Below are 17,733 nucleotides of genomic sequence, written 5' to 3' on the forward strand. Positions count from 1 at the left end.
ATATTGCGCACAATAACATAAAAGTTGTTTTGAACAATAGGGTGGCGGCAGCTATCGGTGATTGCGCGGGAATCGGTGGGTTTGGTGTGGATTTGTGGTAGAGCCCCCGGCGTAAAACCGGGGGCTTGATGTGGGCGGGATCAGTTGGTGATCAACTGGATGCCGGTACCTGAGAATGGTTCTGTGGCAATTACTGAAATGTAATACCAGCCCGAATCCGGCTGACTGATGGTGATGCTATCGCTGTTGCCAGAATTGGTTGAGCGCTGATCGTATTCCGTTGCCGTAGCCCAGGTTGCATCATTTACATACAAATCCGCATTGCCTTCGCCGCCAGCTAACTTCACCGTCAGGGTGCTGGTGCCGCTTGGAATATAGGTGTAGTAGTAATTGATGGTACTGCTATCACTAACGCACGTAGTGGCGTTTAGCTCGATATTCCCGTAGGAAACAGGCGCGCCGCTGCAACTTGTGGTGGTGTTTTCTGTATAGCTCGCCAGAAGGCTGACACCGGTGAATGCTTGATAGGCCTTGAGGCGGACGTACCAGCGACCGGGCTTGGGATTGGCAATCTCGCAGACTTCCGTATTGCCACCGATGTATGGGCGGCAATAGTATTCTGTATCGGTAGCTTCACTGTCATAGCGGACATACAGGTCGGCATCGCCACTGCCTCCGGTGATCGCGATAGTGAGGCTTTCACTGTTCTCCGGCAGGTCGATGTAATAGTGCAGGTCATCTCCCTGGGTAGAAACCGCGAGGCCGGTCACCTCGACATTGTTGATCAGGGCATCCCCCTGGTTTCCACCACCACCATCATTACCTCCGTCATCGGCATTACTGTCGACCTGCTGCAGCCAGGTTTGCCACTCGCTGTCATAGGTGGAGCCAATATTGTTTATGTAGTTCAGGTACGCATCGTAATTGCCAGCGCGCAAGTAAGTGAGAAGCTGGGTAACCTCACTGTGATGCTTTTCGAACATGAACCGCACCGCGAGATAGCCCCAGCGATAAATACGATCCTGTCCGCTACTGTAGGTATTGGCAAAGATGTCACTGAGGTTGTACGCACCGGTACGCGCCATTTCGATAGCTGTATCGTTGTCGTCCTGCTTGGAGACATATTCTGCCAGCCCTTCGATCCACCACACCGTTTTGTGGCTACCGGTTTGCGCATCGCCGAAGCCGCCGTAAAGGTTATAGCGGCCGTCCAGGTAGTGCACGTATTCGTGGGTCAGGTTCCAGACTTCGAATTCCGGGCGCAGCCAGTCAGCCTCGTGGGCAATAAAGCGGGCCTGGTTGTCGGTAGCGGACGGGTCGCCTTCCAGGTACATGCCGCCATTGTCGGTGCTGATCCCGTAAAACAGTGGGGCGTAGGTGTTGTATTCATCCCAGTCATCAAAGACGACAACTTCCAGATCGGTGTTCTGGTCGTCTGCCACCGGGTTGTAGTTGGTTGCCAGCAGTTGGTGAAAGTAGGTTTCCTGATCGGACAGCTTGCCACAGGAGCCTGTCATTTCAGCCTGGGTCATGTCCTGGGCGAGAATTTTAAGGGAGCTACTGCAGGTGTACTGGTTGGCGAGTATCTGCTGCCTGAGGTTCTCCTCGAAGCCGCAGATGCCAAAATCACTGCAGTTGCCGTAGTAGTCGGCGTTGCCCGCGGCCGCGATCCACACGCTATTTCCCGTTCCTGTCATGCTGTACCGGTTGAGCAGCTGAGCAGTTTCGGCCACCACGGTGTCGTAAATCGGTGCCGTGTCATATTGCAGAAAACGGGTAAGCTCGCGGGCCGCGTTTTCCTGCATGAACTGGGCATCGGTATCGAGCATCCAGTCCGAGCGGGCAAAGGCGCCAAGCAGCTCAATCAGCCGGGTATCGCTGGCGGTCAGGTTCTTGAAGTCAGAGGCGTAGTGTCCGCGAAACAGTACGGTAAAAATGCCGTTGACCGAGGCGCGCATACGGCTGAAACTCGCCGCTTCCTGATCCCAGTCCTGCAGCCAGCGCTTGACGACAGGCAGGTAGCGCGCGTTTTCTTGCGCGCTGTCGATCAATACGATGGCGTCAATAGTGGCGTTTCCGGCCGAATTCGATTTGGCGTAGAAATCTGGATTTGCGGTAAACGCGTCGAGCGCGTCGATGACGGCAGTCTGAACGCTTGTGTTAAAGGACACGTTATCGGGATAGTAGTACTCGATGTAGTAACCGGTGCGAAGGAAGTAGAACAGCTTATTGATACTGGCGTCTTCCAGTGACGCATCGTAAGTTTCCGACAGGCTTTCGGCGGCGTTAGCTACTGTGACCATTTTTTGCGGTGTGAAGCTGGCAAAACTGGTGCTGTTGCCTTCGTAGAGGTCGTTGATACAGCTGGTATCGGACGCGAGGATATGATCTACCAGTGCCTGGCCGCTGTATTGGGCGTAGTCGGCCGCGTTACAGGTAGCGAGAGGTTCTGCTGTTGCCTGGGCGGCGAATGTCTGCACGGCTTGAGAAGTTGTTTGCTGTTCGGGTATATAGCGCGGCTCTACCGGGGCCATCACGGGGTTCCGGGGTTGAGTTTGGGTTAGTGCGATTCCTTGGGTGACACTGGGCTCCGAGGGGGTTGCGGCTGAGGGTGCGGCGGATACCTGGCAAGCCGCACCGAGTAGTATTGCGGTGACTCCGGTAACCAGGGAGTTAACGGAAATCCTCATTAGGTTCTTTTTCATATTGTTGCTTCATTATTGTTTCTTGAATGGTGGCGCCGGCAACTTTCTGGCGCGTGTTGCTTGTTCAATTGGATATTTTTCTGCCCTCCTTTGTTGTGGGTGCAAAAACATAATATTGCACGCAAAGATATTCTGTGCGCAGCGCACATTTCTCGTGCTCGCAGGCGGAAAATTCATCGTTTTCTTTGAGGCTTGTAGAGGCGCGTGTCTGGCGGGAGCAGGGCTGTACTCACCGGCTGCTATAAATGAAGAGTGATGGTTGGCAGGCGCCGCTTCACGTAAGCGGTGGGTTTTCGATCAGTCAAGACAGTCAGCGGGGCGAGTATTATCCCGGGGCTGGTTAATAAATAGGCGCGAAGTCCCTTGATACGACAGGTAATTACTTTTCCATCGCCGGGGAATTGCCTATCATTCATGAATGAATAGTCAATTTCAGTCTCCAAATACACGGACAGCTAAGGTCGGAAGTATGGATAAGGCAAAAGAAAAGGTTCAGCGTTTTCGTGCGCGGGAGCAGCGTATCCTCGACGCGGCTCTGGAGCTGCTGCTGGAGCACGGTGAAGAAAAAGTCACCGTAGAGCAGATTGCTGAGCGCGTCGATATCGGTAAGGGCACCATCTATAAGCACTTCATATCGAAAACAGAAATATATATGCGGCTGCTTATGGACTATGAGAAGTCGCTCACCGAGCGTTTGAAGTCCGCGGTCGCAACCGCGGAGCAGGGTGATATCACCGCGCCCGCTAGGGCTTACTTCGAGTCCCGCATGGCGGATCCCGCACGCGATCGCCTGTTTCAGCGCCTTGAGGAAAAGATCATTGCGCTGAACCTGGCGCCGGAAATGATCGCGGAGCTTCACGCGCTGCGGAATTCCAATGCCACAGCTCTCAATAGAGTGTTTGAGCGGCGGATGGAGCAGGGCGTGCTGAAAAAGGTACCGGCTTACTATTACTACTCAACATACTGGGCGCTGGTGCAGGGTGCGGTCGAACTCTATCACTCCAAGTCATTTGCGGATGTGATTGAGGATCGCGCCGGCCTGATGGACTTCATCATGGATGTCGGTGTGCATATTGGAGACATGTCCGGTCGTCGGGCCAGTGATTCCAGTGCGGAAGGTGGCGCGACTCCGTCCCCGGCATCAGGCGGCATGCCAGGCAACGCGACGGGCAGTAGCTTTGGCTGAGCCGCTTTTCCAGCAACTGCAGAAGCTGCATGATGAGTTTCGTGGCCACCCGCCGGTGGCCAGGTGGAACCCGGATCTGTGTGGAGACATGGATCTGGTCATCTGTAGTGATGGGCGCTGGGTGCATGAAGGCACGGAAATCAAGCGGCAGCCCCTGGTGAACCTGTTTGCCAGTATTTTGAAGAAAGAGCAGGGCGACTATTTTTTGGTTACCCCGGTGGAGAAATGGCGTATCCGCGTTGAGGACGCGCCTTTTCTAGTCACTCAGGCCGCCAGAGACGAATCCCGCGTCCTGCTGACCACCAATACTGGCGATGTCGTGCCTCTGGACAGTGAACATCCCCTTGTGCTTAAGCCGTTTGGGGAGCCGCCACTGCCGATACCCTACATAGAAGTTCGCGATGGGCTGGAAGCCCGAACCTCGCGTGACGTTTATTATGAGCTGATCGACTGGGCCGAGCCCCGTCAGCCGAGTGCCCCTCCCACGCGACTCTGCCAGCTTTGGCTGAAAAGTGCCGGCGAGGAGTTTTTGCTCGGCGAGTATTGAGTTCCTGACGTCCCGGCCGTTGCTCCTTCCCTCAAGTTTCTGTTCATTCCGTGGCCGGCAAAAAGTTTTTTTGTCGATGTTTCTTGCATGCTGCGCTGATAATCATTTGCGTAATTAAAGCGCCGTTTATCCAGCGCCATATATTCAGAAACATATATGAAACATATATGAAATATGCATGAAATGAATCTGTCATTTATGCATAAGCTTTGTTCGTTTTTGAAATTTTTCCCGTGTTTTTTTTCAATTCGTACCATTCGTAACATATTCGCAACACTCCATTTCTAGACTCCCCTTCGTCCAAATCGCGCAAGCGAATAAGTGCAAATTAATTCATGGTTGATTGAGCGTTGAGCCTCAGGCCTTGGCTGCATTGACTATTTATAAGCCGGCTTTCAATAACCAAATTTTTAAAACATCCTTTAGGGGGATTCTATGAAACGCGTAAGCAACAAGCTGCTGTTGGCAGCGGCGATTTCTGCTCTGCTGGCGGGTTGTGACAGCGGTGGTATCAATATTGAGCCGCAGACCGTTGATAACTCCGTAGACAATTCTGTGACCAATCCGGGTACTGTCGAAGAAAACCCCTGTGCCGAGCTGGCTAGCGGCGTACAAGGTACCCCAGAAGGTGCAAACTGCCGTTACGGCGCCGACTTCGTTTCTTACGCAAACCCACTGATGGAAGACCTCTACCTGCCGGCCCTGCCGAACGGTGGTGCGCATATTTTCGATGACATTCTGTTCGTTGGTGCGAGCTACGGCAGCGCTGCTGACCTGGCAGCAGCCGGTATCGCTAAGGGCGGCGACGGCCCGGCTCTGGAAATTCAGGCAGGCGCGACTATCGCATTCAAGGACAAAGAGTCCTTTGTGGTTGTTAACCGTGGCTCCCAGCTTTTTGCTCGCGGCACTGAAACTGCACCGATCACCTTCACTTCCGAAACTGACGTTCTCGGTACCGTAGGCCCTGAAGATGTGTCCCAGTGGGGCGGTATGGTGATTAACGGCTTCGGCGTGACCAACAAGTGCGTTTACACCGGAACAGTGGCTGGTGGCGATCTGGCGCTTGCCGGTGAGTGTAGCCTGCCTGCTGAAGGTTCTGACTCTGACCAGGAATCCAACTACGGTGGTGACAACAACGCGGATAACTCCGGTGTAATGACCTACGTTCGCGTCAAGCACACGGGTGCCGAGGTTGTTGAAGGAAATGAGCTGAACGGTGTGACCTTTGCCGGTGTTGGTAGTGGCACCGTTGTAAACAACCTGGAAGCCTACGCAACCTACGACGACGGCATCGAGATGTTCGGCGGTGCAGTCAATATCGAAAACTATGTAGCGCTCTATGTCCGTGACGACTCCATCGATATCGACGAAGGTTGGCAGGGCTCCATCACCAATGCGCTGGTGATCCAGAGCGAAACCGATGGCAACCACTGTATCGAAGCGGATGGTATCGGTAGCTACGATGACATGGTTGACGGTTCCAAAACTGATCGCCGTGCGGAGATTGTTGCTCAGGGTATCAACAGCCGTCCGGTGATCGATGGTCTGACTTGTATTGTTTCTGCTGCGTCTTCACAGGTCACCCACGATCCGGGCGCCGGCTGGCGTCTGCGTGAGGGTATCTACCCGACCATTACCAACTCCCTGATCGTGGCCTCTTTCGCTGCGGATGAAAACGGCGCTGACGGCAGCAACTACTGTCTGCGCGTGCAGAGTGACGAGACGCTTGCCGCACTGGTGAACGGCTCTGAAGCCAGCCTTGCTGCCAACGTATTTGCTTGTGAAGACCAGGTTAAGGGCGATCTGCCGGGTAGTGTTACTCCGGCAGAATGGGCCGCTGCAACTGGTAACGAGTTTATTGCGATTGCAGGCAAGGTCGACCCGACCGCTAACGCAAACAGTGAATTTGTGTTGCTGGGCGGTGTTCCCGCTTTCTATACCGAAGCAGCTGCCGCGCAGATGGGTGTAACGGTTTCTCCCCAGCAGCGGGCCTTCCTTGGCGCCCTGAGTGTAAACGGTAGCGACTGGACTAATGGCTGGACCTACGGCCTGCATGAAGGCAGCCGCGCTCAGCCGCTGTGGTTTGAGTAAGTTGCGAGTGGGGTAAACCCCGCACATGGGCGCCGGTTCACATTAAGGGCCGGCGCCCTCTTTGCTTCTACCACAGTAATAAACAGGAATATAAGAGGCCTGGGTAATGGTTAAGATCGAAAAATTTCAGAGAGCGCCGCTGGTACTGGCTATTACCGCGGTTTCAGCTTTTGCTTCCGGTGTTTACGCACAAGACGCTGAGCAAATCGGTGAGGCAGCTGAAGTAAAGCCTCAAGTTGCGGCGCCGCAAATTGAAGAGATGATGGTGCAGGGCCGCCTGCAGAGTTCGGCAGAAACGCTCATCAACGAGCGCCTCGATGATGAGGTGGTGATGGACGTACTGGGTGCGGAAATGATTGGCCGCATCGGCGACTCCACAGTGGCCGCCGCGTTGAAGCGCGTATCTGGATTGACTTTGGTTAATGACAAGTTTGTCTATGTTCGAGGTCTCGGCGAGCGTTACTCCAGCACCACCTTGAACGGTGCAACTGTCCCGTCTCCGGATCTGACTCGCAACGTGCTGCCGCTGGATCTCTTTCCTACATCTGTAGTTGAGTCTTTGGCCGTACAGAAAAGTTACTCTGCCGACCAGTCTGCAAGCTTTGGTGGTGGTAACGTGGATATCCGTACGAAAGGTATTCCCGAAGACCTGACTTTTTCCTTTGAAGTCGGTACCGGTATGAACACCGAGACCGATGGGGATGTTCTGAGCTATGCCGGCGGTGATGACGATGCGTTTGGTGCTGACGACGGCACCCGTGCATTGTCCTCAAACCTTGAAGCTGCTATGCAGCGCTTTAAGGGTGACCTGAGTGTGGCCGGTATTCGCGATACTCTGATTGCTGAAGGAAACGAGTATGCAAATGCCCAAGAGGCCTACTCTGCAGCTCAGGCATTGAACCGCGAGCTGGCTCTGAACCTGAACCGCGATATCGCCGTAGCAGAAGATTCCAGCGCTCCTGACTCTGACGTTAAGGCGAGTGTTGGCAATAGCTTCTATTTTGGTGATCAGTGGGAGCTGGGCTTCCTTGCTGGCGCTTCATACAAAAGTAAGTGGCGGGAGACTGAGCGTACCCAGCGAAACCATGCCTTCCCGGAAGAGCGTATCAATACCCGTAACAGGTCTACCTATTCAGTCGATCTGAACGGCAGTCTGAATCTTGGCCTGCGCTACGCGGATGAGCATGAACTGGAAACCACCAGCCTGTTTCTGCGCAATACCGACGATGAAACTTCCATCAGCGATTATTTCAATGAGAATCGTCAGGTATCGGATGGTCGTGGCTTTCGTTCGTATGAACTGAAATACGAAGAGCGCGAGATGGTGGTCAATCAGGTCAAGGGTAGCCACCGGGTTGGCGCTGAAACCAAAGCTCTGATGCCTGCCGGTATGCTGAACTGGGTTCCTGATGAGCTTTCAGTGGATTGGTTTTATTCGGATGCGACTGCGACCACTGATATTCCAAACCAGGTTGGCGTTTCTGCCAATACTGAGACCGACCCAGTGACGGGTGAGGTTATCAGCTCAGACGTACGAGTGGCTGCTCGTAGCGCGGACTTCCGTTTTACCGAGTTGGAAGACCAGGTTACCAACTACGGGTGGACAGCGACGTTGCCCTTGGAGTTTTCTTCATCCTATCTGGAATTGAGCGCTGGTTTTGCACGTACCGAAAAAGGACGTACCTACAAGCAAACCGAGTTGCTACTGGATATTCTGGAAGTTGGTGATAACGCTTTCCTGAATGGGCCTCTGGATCAGGTGTTTAGCGACGAAAATATTACGGACGCGGATAATAACTTTGTATTCGACCGTTCTCCAGGCAATAAGCAGAGCTATATTGCAGCAACCTTGACCGATGCGGCCTTCGGTAAGGCTGACTGGACTCTGAATGATACCTGGCGTGTTTCCGCCGGTGCGCGCTGGGAGGACTACAGCCAGGTTGCATTGAAGTGGAACCCTTACGGTTACACCGTGGAAGATCCCCAGATCACATCTGACCTGGATGAGTTGAACAGCGCAGTCTATTCCCAGGAGGATGTATATCCATCCCTGTCCCTCACCTATATGGGCTCTCTGTGGGCAGATACCTTCCAGTTGCGCTTGGGCGCATCAAAAACTGCGGTGCGGCCGGATCTGCGCGAGATTACCGATTCGTTGTATATCGATCCAATCACTGATGAGCGCGTTCGGGGCAATCCAAATGTACGTCCGTCCGAGATCAGCAATTACGACCTGCGGGGGGAGTGGTTCTTCGATAATGGAGATAACCTGACAGTTTCTCTGTTTTACAAGGATATCACTGACCCGATTGAGTTCTTTGAGGCTCCGATCAGTGACACTGACCGACTGCGTGAACTGGTAAATGCCGAGTCAGGTGAAATTACCGGTATCGAGCTGGAAGGCATGAAGGATCTTGGTTTCCTGGGCGGTTTTATGGAGAGCTTCTTTCTCCAGGGTAATGTAACTATTCAGGAGTCTGAGCTTGTGGCGGGCGCCGATGCCGATGCGCCGACCAATCAGGTGCGAACACTGGCTGGTGCCTCCGAATACGTGGTGAATACGCTGTTTGGTTTTGATTCTCCTGATGGCGATCATTCCGCGACCATCGGGTACAACGTCTTTGGGGAACGTCTGTATTTGGCCGGTCGTAACGGTGCCCCAGATTCCTTTGAGCAACCGTTCCACTCTCTGGATCTGACGTACTCCTGGTATCCCACCGATGAGGTCACGGTCAAAGTCAAGATGCAGAATCTACTGGATGACGCGATTGAAATTGAGCGTGCTGGCGTGATTGTGTTCGAAGAGAAGCCGGGTCAGTCTTTCTCTTTGAGTGCTCAGTATCAGTTCTAAGGGCTGGTGTTTTAGGGGCTGATGTTTTAGGGGTTGGAAATACAACAACAATCCTGGAAGGATGATACCAGCAGTTAATACTTCAAAGCCGGGCGCTGGCACAGTGTCCGGCTTTTTTATGGGCTCGAGGTTGTTTTGGCAGAAATAAAAAAGGCGCCCGAAGGCGCCTGAAACAAACTGATTGCAGTTTACATATTCGGGTAGTTGGGGCCGCCGCCGCCTTCCGGTGCAACCCAGACGATGTTCTGGGTCGGATCCTTGATGTCGCAGGTCTTGCAGTGTACGCAGTTCTGCGCGTTGATCTGGAAGCGCTTGTTGCCGGCTTCTTCAATCACTTCGTAAACCCCGGCAGGGCAGTAACGCTGCGCCGGCTCGTCGTAGATCGGCAGGTTGTGGTTCAGCGGTACGTCAGCGTCCTTCAGTGTCAGGTGACAGGGCTGGTCTTCCTCGTGATTGGTATTGGAAATAAATACCGAAGACAGCTTGTCAAAACTCAGTACACCGTCGGGTTTCGGGTAGCTGATCTTTTTGCAGTCAGCGGCCGGTTTCAGCTGTGCGTGGTCGGCCTTGCTGTCGCGCAGGGTCCACGGCAACTTGCCTTTAAACAGGTTGATATCGATAAATGCGTAAGCCGAGCCCAGGATGTTGCCCCACTTGTGCTGGGCAGGCCCGAAGTTGCGCTGCATATTGAGCTCTTTCCACGCCCAGCTCTGCTGGTACTTGGTGGTGTATTCAGTCAGCTCGTCGCTCGCACGTTCCGCGGCGATGGCTTCGGCTACGGCCTCTGCGGCCAGCATGCCGGATTTCATCGCGGTGTGGTTGCCCTTGATCTTGGCGAAGTTCAGGGTGCCGGCGTCATCGCCGATCAGCAGGCCGCCGGGGAAGGTCATTTTCGGCTGGGACTGCAGGCCGCCTTTTACGATGGCACGTGCACCGTAGGCCACGCGCTGGCCGCCTTCCAGATACTGCTTGATCACCGGGTGGTGCTTGTAGCGCTGGAATTCATCGAATGGGCTCACGTGCGGGTTGCTGTAGGACAGGTCCGTAATCAGGCCCACAACGACCTGGTCGTCCTCCAGGTGGTATAGGAAACCGCCGCCCGGGGTGCCGGACTCATCCAGCGGCCAGCCGGCTGTGTGCACAACCAGGCCCTGCTGGTGCTTGGCGCTGTCGATCTTCCAGATTTCCTTGATGCCGATCCCGTAATGTTGCGGGTCGCGATCCGCATCGAGGGTGAACTTTGAGATGAGTTGCTTGCCCAGATGGCCGCGACAACCCTCGGCGAAAAGGGTGTACTTGGCGTGCAGCTCCATGCCCGGCATGTAGGAGTCTTTCTCCTCGCCATTGGCGCCGACACCCATGTCACCGGTTGCGATACCTTTTACGGAGCCATCGTCGTTATACAGGACTTCCGCAGCTGCGAAGCCGGGGAAAATCTCTACGCCCAGGTTTTCGGCCTGTTCGGCCAGCCAGCGGCACAGGTTGCCAAGGCTGATAATGTAGTTGCCTTCGTTATGCATGGTGGTCGGCACCAGCATATTAGGCACTTTCATACCTTTTTCCGGGCCGCGCAGTACGTAGATATCGTCGCCTTTCACTTCGGTGTGTAAGGGAGCGCCGCGTTCTTTCCAGTCCGGGAAGAGTTCGTTCAGGGCAGTGGGTTCAAATACAGCGCCGGAGAGGATGTGTGCACCCACCTCGGAACCTTTTTCCACCACGCAGACCGACAGGTCTTCATTGATCTGACGAAGTCTGCACGCAGCTGCAAGTCCGGCGGGGCCTGCACCCACGATGACTACGTCGTATTCCATTGACTCGCGTTCCACAGGTGTCTCCTCAGCAAGTTGCTCTCATTATTCAGCCGCCGAATTGCGGCGGACCTGTATTCTGGCGGCCGATTATATCGGCGATCGTATAACCCTACCAATTGCAGGATTTTTCAATTCTGATGGCAAAAGCAGCGTAAGGCCTTGATTTTTATTAAGAGAATAGGGTGGTGTTATGGTCTGGAATAGATCTGGTGAATGACTGCTAGGCTTACTATTCCACTATTGATTTTGGCTTTTGAAAGGGCCACCATACACGCCGCTCAAACAAGTGTTTGAACTGGTGACGCCACTATATTTGCCGTAATACCCAGCGGTATTGGGGTTTGGGGTGGGCCGGTTGCCGAGCTCAGCCGGGAGGCTGCCCGAGTATAAACGCCGCATTGGCTCCTGCCGGAGTGCAATAGCGGCTTCTACGTAGACTACTGAGACGGGATTTTCATGAAAGTTCTTGTAGCTGTGAAACGCGTTGTGGATTACAACGTGAAAGTCCGCCCTAAGGCGGATGGTTCTGATGTGGACACTGCCAACGTCAAGATGTCCATCAACCCCTTCTGTGAAATCGCTGTGGAAGAAGCGGTACGCCTTAAAGAAAAGGGCGTAGTGAGCGAGATCGTCGCCGTTTCCATGGGGCCGAAGCAGTGCCAGGAACAGATTCGCACAGCGCTTGCGCTGGGTGCTGACCGCGGTATTCAGGTAGAAACTGACGCCGAACTTCAGCCGCTGGCCGTTGCCAAGTGCCTTAAGGCGCTGGTCGAAAAGGAAGAGCCGCAACTGGTTATTCTCGGCAAGCAGTCCATCGATGGCGACAACAACCAGACTGGTCAGATGCTGGCCGCATTGACTGGTATGGGTCAGGGCACCTTTGCCTCCGAAGTGAATGTGGAAGAAGGCTCTGTCAAGGTGACCCGCGAGGTCGACGGCGGTCTGCAGACCGTTGAGTTGAGCCTGCCGGCCGTAGTCACTACAGACCTGCGCCTGAATGAGCCTCGCTACGCTTCCCTGCCGAACATCATGAAGGCTAAGAAGAAGCCTCTGGATGTCACTACCCCGGCAGATCTGGGTGTGGATATCGCGCCCCGCACCAAGACCCTGAAAGTTGAGCCGCCGGCCGAGCGCCAGGCTGGCATCAAGGTTGCCGATGTTGCGGAACTGGTGGAGAAACTGAAGAGCGAGGCGAAGGTAATCTGATGAGCATCCTGGTAATTGCAGAACACGATAACGCCGAACTGAAAGGCGCGACTCTGAACACCATCGCTGCCGCTAAAGCCATTGGTGGTGACATCGACGTGCTGGTCGCTGGCAGCGGCTGTGGTGCCGTTGGTGAGGCCGCTGCGAAAGCGGAAGGCGTCAACAAGGTACTGGTTGCTGACAACGCCATTTACGAGCATCAGCTGGCCGAAAATGTTGCCAAGCTGGTGGCAGACCTGGGTAAAAATTACAGCCACGTACTGGCGCCGGCCACCACAACCGGCAAGAACATGCTGCCGCGCGCAGCGGCTCTGCTGGATGTACAGCCGATTTCCGACATTCTCTCCGTGGAGAGCCCGGACACCTTCAAGCGCCCGATCTACGCGGGTAATGTGATCGCCACCGTGCAGAGCTCTGATGCCATCAAGGTGGCTTCTGTGCGCACTACTGCTTTCGATCCGGTTGCAGCTGAGGGCGGCAGTGCTGCCGTTGAAGCTGTGGGCTTCGCGGAAGATGCGGCGGTCTCCAAGTTTGTCGGGGAAGAACTGGCGGTGTCTGATCGTCCTGAGCTGACTGGCGCCCGCGTGGTGATCTCTGGTGGCCGCGGCATGCAGAATGGCGATAACTTTGAAATGCTGTACAAGGTCGCAGACAAGCTGGGTGCGGCCGTCGGCGCATCTCGTGCGGCAGTAGACGCCGGATTTGTGCCTAACGACATGCAGGTGGGCCAGACTGGTAAGATCGTCGCCCCGGATCTGTATATTGCGGTCGGTATCTCTGGCGCCATTCAGCACCTTGCGGGTATGAAAGACTCCAAGGTGATCGTGGCCATCAACAAAGATGAAGAAGCGCCGATTTTCTCGGTTGCGGATTACGGCCTGGTAGCCGATCTGTTTGATGCGGTACCGGAGCTTGAAACAAAGCTGTAATCTTTGCTTCATACACTGTCGGTAGCGAAAAGGGCGGCTTCGGCCGCCCTTTTCATTGGCCCAAATTATTTGAGCGAAGTGTCTGATTGGTCACTTTTTGAACCTTTACGGCGCTTAACATTGCCTTTCTTGTAATGAGCTACCAGAATAGGCGCCCAATAATGAAAACGGGCTGTATGTGGTACAGCAGAGACGGGTTTAGTCATGTCTTTGGTCAAACGCGCTGTAGCGTCAGTAGTCAATAATTCCGCCGGAGCCTCTCCGCGCACCGTGAATCGTAGTCTGTGGGCTACGGTCGCCGTGGTAGGGGGGTGGCTCTCTGTCAACCTGGTTGCCTACGGAAGCCTGGTGATTCCCGGCAAAGGCGAAGAGAGCCTGCTGGTTGAACGCACCAATCGATCCGTCGCCAGCGCGCCCAACGTAAGCCTGCCCAGCACCCCGTTCTTTGGTGTCGCGGAAGTCAAGAAAGAGACGGTCGCGGAACTGGACCTTGAAAACATTCCCATCACGCAGTTGAACCTTGTGCTGTCTGGTGTTCTAAGCAGCAGCGTCAGCGATCGGGCGAGCGCGCTGATCGCCGAGCGCGGCAAGCCGGCAGAGCGTGTTTTTGTGGGCGATAAGACCGCCGGAGGGGCTGAAGTCTATTCGGTGGAGGTTGACCACATCATCCTGCGTCGCAATGGCCAAATGGAAAAGCTGACATACCCGGATGCGGATGGCCGCCCGACCGTTCCCAAACAGTACGCAAACTATGCACGTGAGGCGGCCCAGGCAATTGGCGCGAACGCTTCGATGGGGTCTGCCGATAAGCAGCAGTCGATTCGGGAGCGGCTGGAGCAACTGCGGGAGATGGCCCGGACCAGGCAGAATATCAGAACTGAGCGATAGGGTAGCGCAGTTCAATAGCCTGTTTTGCAAGACCTACAACCAACAGAATTACATAAGAATTAGAGTCAGAATTACAATGATGCGCTTGTTTTGCCGACGACTCACTGCAGTCGCCCTGGTTTTTTTGATGTCGTTTTCGGTGCAGGCTCAGGCGCCCGAACGGGTTACGCTGTCACTTGACAACGCTGACATCCGGGACTTGATCAATTGGGCCGCCGACTTTACCGGCAAGAACATCATCGTTCACCCGAACGTTAAGGGTAAGGTCACTGTTGTGGCTGGCGACCCGATGACCCACGAACAGGCATTCGATGTGTTCATGTCAGTGCTGCAGGTCAACGGGTTCAGCCTGGTGGAGCAGGGCGACGCCTGGAAGGTGGTGCCGGATGCGCTCGCCAAGCAGCAGGCAATACCGGTAGCGGATGACCGCACCAAGGCGCCCGGCGAATCGCTCGTGGTTCGAACGGTCAAGGTGGAAAACATTTCTGCAGCCCAGCTGATCGCCATGCTGCGCCCCCTGATCCCGCAGACCGGGCACCTGGCTGCCTACGCGGACACCAATACCCTGATCATCGCAGACCGCGCGGCAAACATTGACCAGATCGTACGCCTGATCAAACAGCTGGATCGCGCCGGTGCCATTGATATTGAACTGGTACCGCTGGAATTCGCATCCGCGAAGGAAGTGAAACAGGTGATCAATGAACTCCTTCAAGGTGGCGGCAAGCAGGCGGGCAGCGATGTCCAGCCCCTGCGGATTGCCGTTGACGAGCGCTCCAATGCCATCCTGCTCACCGGTGACCCGGTAACCCGTGTACAGCTCAAGAAAGTGATTCAGCGGTTGGATCAACCCCTGGCCGGTGAAGGCAATACGGCGGTTGTCTATGTGCAGTACGCCAGTGCCGCTGACCTGAAGCCCATCCTTGAGGGCATGAGCGGCAGTATCCAGAAGACGGAGAAAGATCAGCAGGTCGCGGATGTAGAAGTCAGCATCCAGGTAAATGAAGAGCTGAACGCGCTGATCCTGACTGCGCCGCCTTCGCTACTGGAAACCATGAAGGGCGTTATTGCCAAGCTCGATGTGCGCCGCGCGCAGGTGCTGATTGAGGCAATTATCGTTGAAGTCACCGAAGGTACCGGGAATGACCTTGGTATCAAGTGGATCGCTGGTGACGATGATGTGTTTGCCGGCTTCGAGAATGACATCGCCCTTGGCGATGAAGATGACGAAGGCAGCATTGTCGTGGATGGCGCCGTCATCAATCCGACGTCTTTGAACCCGATCAACCTGGTGCGCCAGGGCCTAAACCTCGGTTTTCTGAGCGGTAGTGACGTGCGGGTTGCAATCAACGCGATTGCCAGTGAGAACAACGCAAATATCCTGTCCACGCCGACCATCATGGCGCTGGATAACGAAGAGGCAGAGATCCTCGTCGGCCAGAACGTACCGTTCATTACCGGTGAGCAGCTGCTGTCTGGCAGCAACAACGACCCGTTCACCACGATCCAGCGTCAGGATGTGGGTACCACGCTGAAAGTTACCCCGCGGGTAAACAACAACAATTCCGTAACGCTGGAAATCGAACAGAAGGTGGAGAACGTCCTGCCGGTTACCGGTCAGGCGGCGGACATCGTCACCAGCAAGCGCGAGATCCGCACCAAAGTGCTGATCGATGACGGCGCCATTCTGGTGCTGGGCGGTCTGATCGAAGACAAGGTAACGGAAATCAATCAGAAGGTGCCATTGCTCGGCGATATCCCGGGTATTGGCCGCCTGTTCCGCAATTCCTCCAAGTCAGTCGACAAGACCAACCTGATGGTGTTCCTGCGTCCGAAAATCCTCAGCACGCAAATTGCGGGCTATGAAGAGACGCGCAAGCGCTACCGCGATATGCAGGAAAAGCAGCTCCTGCTGCGCGACCGCACCAGCCGTATCTGGGACTGGCACCGCGGCGAGACCCTTCCGGATCTGTTGCCTCCGGCAGCCGGTTACGAGCAGCAGGAAGAGCTGCTGCCAGTGGAGACTGAGGCAACCAAATAATGGCTGAGCTTGCAGTAAAACGCCTGCCTTACGCGTTCGCCAAACGGCACCAGGTGCTGTTGGCGGAAGAGAATGGGGCACCGGTGTGCCAGTATGTAGCGCCGCTCAACCCCATGGTGTTGGCGGAAGTGCAGCGCCTGTGTGAAGTGCCTCTGACTGCAGCGGCGGTCGATGGTGAAACCTTCCAGAACACACTTCAGCGGCTGTATGAAAACCGTGAAGGCGGCAACCTCTCTGACGTTGAGGGGCTTGGCGATGACCTCGATCTGGCTGCGGTGGCAGATTCCCTGCCTGAAACAGAAGATTTGCTCGAGCAGGAAGACGATGCACCCATCGTGCGCCTGATCAACGCAATCTTTGCAGAATCCCTGAAGCAGGGCGCGTCTGATATTCACATCGAAACTTTCGAAAAGCGCCTCGTGGTGCGCTTCCGGGTGGATGGTGTGCTGCGTGAGGTACTTCAGCCCCGTCGCGCCCTGGCCCCTTTGCTGGTATCCCGTATCAAGGTGATGGCGAAGCTCGATATCGCCGAGAAGCGGGTGCCCCAGGACGGCCGTATTTCCCTGCTCATGGGGGGGCGTGAGGTGGACGTTCGTGTATCCACCATGCCGTCTTCTGCGGGGGAGCGGGTTGTGATGCGTCTGCTGGACAAGCAGGCGGGCAAGATGGATATGCGCCAGTTGGGCATGGAGGAGCGTGACCTTAAGGTCATGATGGAGCTGCTCGGTCGCCCGCATGGTATTTTGCTGGTTACGGGGCCGACCGGCTCCGGTAAAACCACCACGCTGTATGCCGGTCTCGCCAGCATCAACAACCGCGAAAAGAATATTTTGACCGTGGAAGATCCGGTCGAATACAACCTGGAAGGCGTCGGCCAGACCCAGGTTAACACCAAAGCGGACATGACCTTTGCCCGCGGTCTGCGGGCGATTTTGCGTCAGGATCCCGACGTGGTGATGGTGGGTGAGATTCGCGACCTGGAAACCATGCAGATTGCCATTCAGGCGAGTCTTACCGGACACCTGGTGCTCTCCACCCTGCATACCAATACTGCACTGGGCGCGGTGACGCGCCTTGTGGATATGGGTATCGAGCCCTTCCTGTTGTCTTCCAGTGTGATCGGTGTGCTGGCCCAGCGGCTGGTCCGCGTCCTGTGCCCCGAGTGTCGGCAGCCGCATCAGGCGGATGCCTTTGAGTGCCGTTTGCTGGGCGTGGAAGCAGGAAAGGGAGCCACCATCTATCAGCCGGGCGGCTGTGACCGCTGTAACCACAGCGGCTATCTCGGGCGCGTCGGTATCTATGAACTGGTGCCGGTGAACGAGAAACTGCGCCAGATGATTCACGACCGGGCCTCGGAAAACGCCCTGGTTCAGGAGGCCCGCACCTTGGGGCCTAGCATTCGCGACGACGGCATGGCCAAAGTGCTGTCTGGTATCACTTCACTGGAAGAAGTACTGAGGGTAACCCAGGAGTCCTGA

Annotated in this window: 11 protein-coding genes; 9 read left to right on the forward strand and 2 right to left on the reverse strand. The window is 55.3% G+C overall.

The annotated features are described in order from the left end of the window. Positions 1–140: 140 nt before the first annotated feature. Positions 141–2,534 (reverse strand): M9 family metallopeptidase, encoded by a 2,394-nt coding sequence (locus tag ACNKU7_RS09160; RefSeq protein WP_418296668.1) that lies wholly within the window; start codon positions 2,532–2,534, stop codon positions 141–143. Positions 2,535–3,174: 640 nt separating this feature from the next. Between ACNKU7_RS09160 and ACNKU7_RS09165 the strand changes: the two genes are divergently transcribed. The 4 genes from ACNKU7_RS09165 (at position 3,175) to ACNKU7_RS09180 (ending at position 9,380) form a co-directional block, all read left to right on the forward strand. After that, the gene (locus ACNKU7_RS09165; RefSeq protein ID WP_418296669.1) at positions 3,175–3,891 is read left to right on the forward strand and encodes a TetR/AcrR family transcriptional regulator; all 717 of its coding nucleotides are present in this window, start codon (positions 3,175–3,177) and stop codon (positions 3,889–3,891) included. Beyond that, on the forward strand, positions 3,884–4,438 hold the full coding sequence (locus ACNKU7_RS09170; RefSeq protein ID WP_418296670.1) for a DUF1285 domain-containing protein: 555 nt from the start codon (positions 3,884–3,886) through the stop codon (positions 4,436–4,438). The genes ACNKU7_RS09165 and ACNKU7_RS09170 overlap by 8 nt, the downstream gene beginning before the upstream one ends. Positions 4,439–4,873: 435 nt before the next feature. Next, positions 4,874–6,529 (forward strand): serine/threonine protein kinase, encoded by a 1,656-nt coding sequence (locus ACNKU7_RS09175; RefSeq protein ID WP_418296671.1) that lies wholly within the window; start codon positions 4,874–4,876, stop codon positions 6,527–6,529. 106 nt (positions 6,530–6,635) lie between these two features. After that, positions 6,636–9,380, forward strand: a complete 2,745-nt coding sequence (locus ACNKU7_RS09180; RefSeq protein ID WP_418296672.1) for a TonB-dependent receptor domain-containing protein — start codon at positions 6,636–6,638, stop codon at positions 9,378–9,380. A 188-nt stretch (positions 9,381–9,568) separates the two neighbouring features. Here ACNKU7_RS09180 and ACNKU7_RS09185 read toward each other — a convergent pair whose 3' ends face one another. Continuing rightward, a complete protein-coding gene (locus tag ACNKU7_RS09185; protein WP_418296875.1) occupies positions 9,569–11,191 on the reverse strand; it encodes an electron transfer flavoprotein-ubiquinone oxidoreductase in 1,623 nt (540 codons plus the stop codon). Between the two features lie 456 nt (positions 11,192–11,647). Here ACNKU7_RS09185 and ACNKU7_RS09190 point away from each other — a divergent pair, with 456 nt between their 5' ends. From ACNKU7_RS09190 to gspE, 5 genes are all read left to right on the forward strand, one after another. Further along, entirely contained in the window at positions 11,648–12,397 is a 750-nt protein-coding gene (locus ACNKU7_RS09190; protein ID WP_418296673.1) for an electron transfer flavoprotein subunit beta/FixA family protein, read from the forward strand. Further along, on the forward strand, positions 12,397–13,326 hold the full coding sequence (locus ACNKU7_RS09195; protein WP_418296674.1) for an electron transfer flavoprotein subunit alpha/FixB family protein: 930 nt from the start codon (positions 12,397–12,399) through the stop codon (positions 13,324–13,326). The genes ACNKU7_RS09190 and ACNKU7_RS09195 overlap by 1 nt, the downstream gene beginning before the upstream one ends. 204 nt (positions 13,327–13,530) lie before the next feature. Next, positions 13,531–14,214: a type II secretion system protein N gene (locus ACNKU7_RS09200; RefSeq protein ID WP_418296675.1), complete on the forward strand. Its 684-nt coding sequence runs from the start codon at positions 13,531–13,533 to the stop codon at positions 14,212–14,214. Between the two features lie 127 nt (positions 14,215–14,341). Further along, positions 14,342–16,255, forward strand: coding sequence for a type II secretion system secretin GspD (gene gspD, locus ACNKU7_RS09205; protein WP_418296676.1), 1,914 nt, complete (start codon positions 14,342–14,344; stop codon positions 16,253–16,255). After that, positions 16,255–17,733 carry a type II secretion system ATPase GspE gene (gene gspE, locus ACNKU7_RS09210; RefSeq protein ID WP_418296677.1) on the forward strand — a complete coding sequence of 493 codons (1,479 nt, stop codon included), beginning with the start codon at positions 16,255–16,257 and terminating at the stop codon, positions 17,731–17,733. Before gspD ends, gspE begins: the two co-directional genes overlap by 1 nt.

Source organism: Microbulbifer weihaiensis, from assembly GCF_048323715.1.
Classification (GTDB): domain Bacteria; phylum Pseudomonadota; class Gammaproteobacteria; order Pseudomonadales; family Cellvibrionaceae; genus Microbulbifer.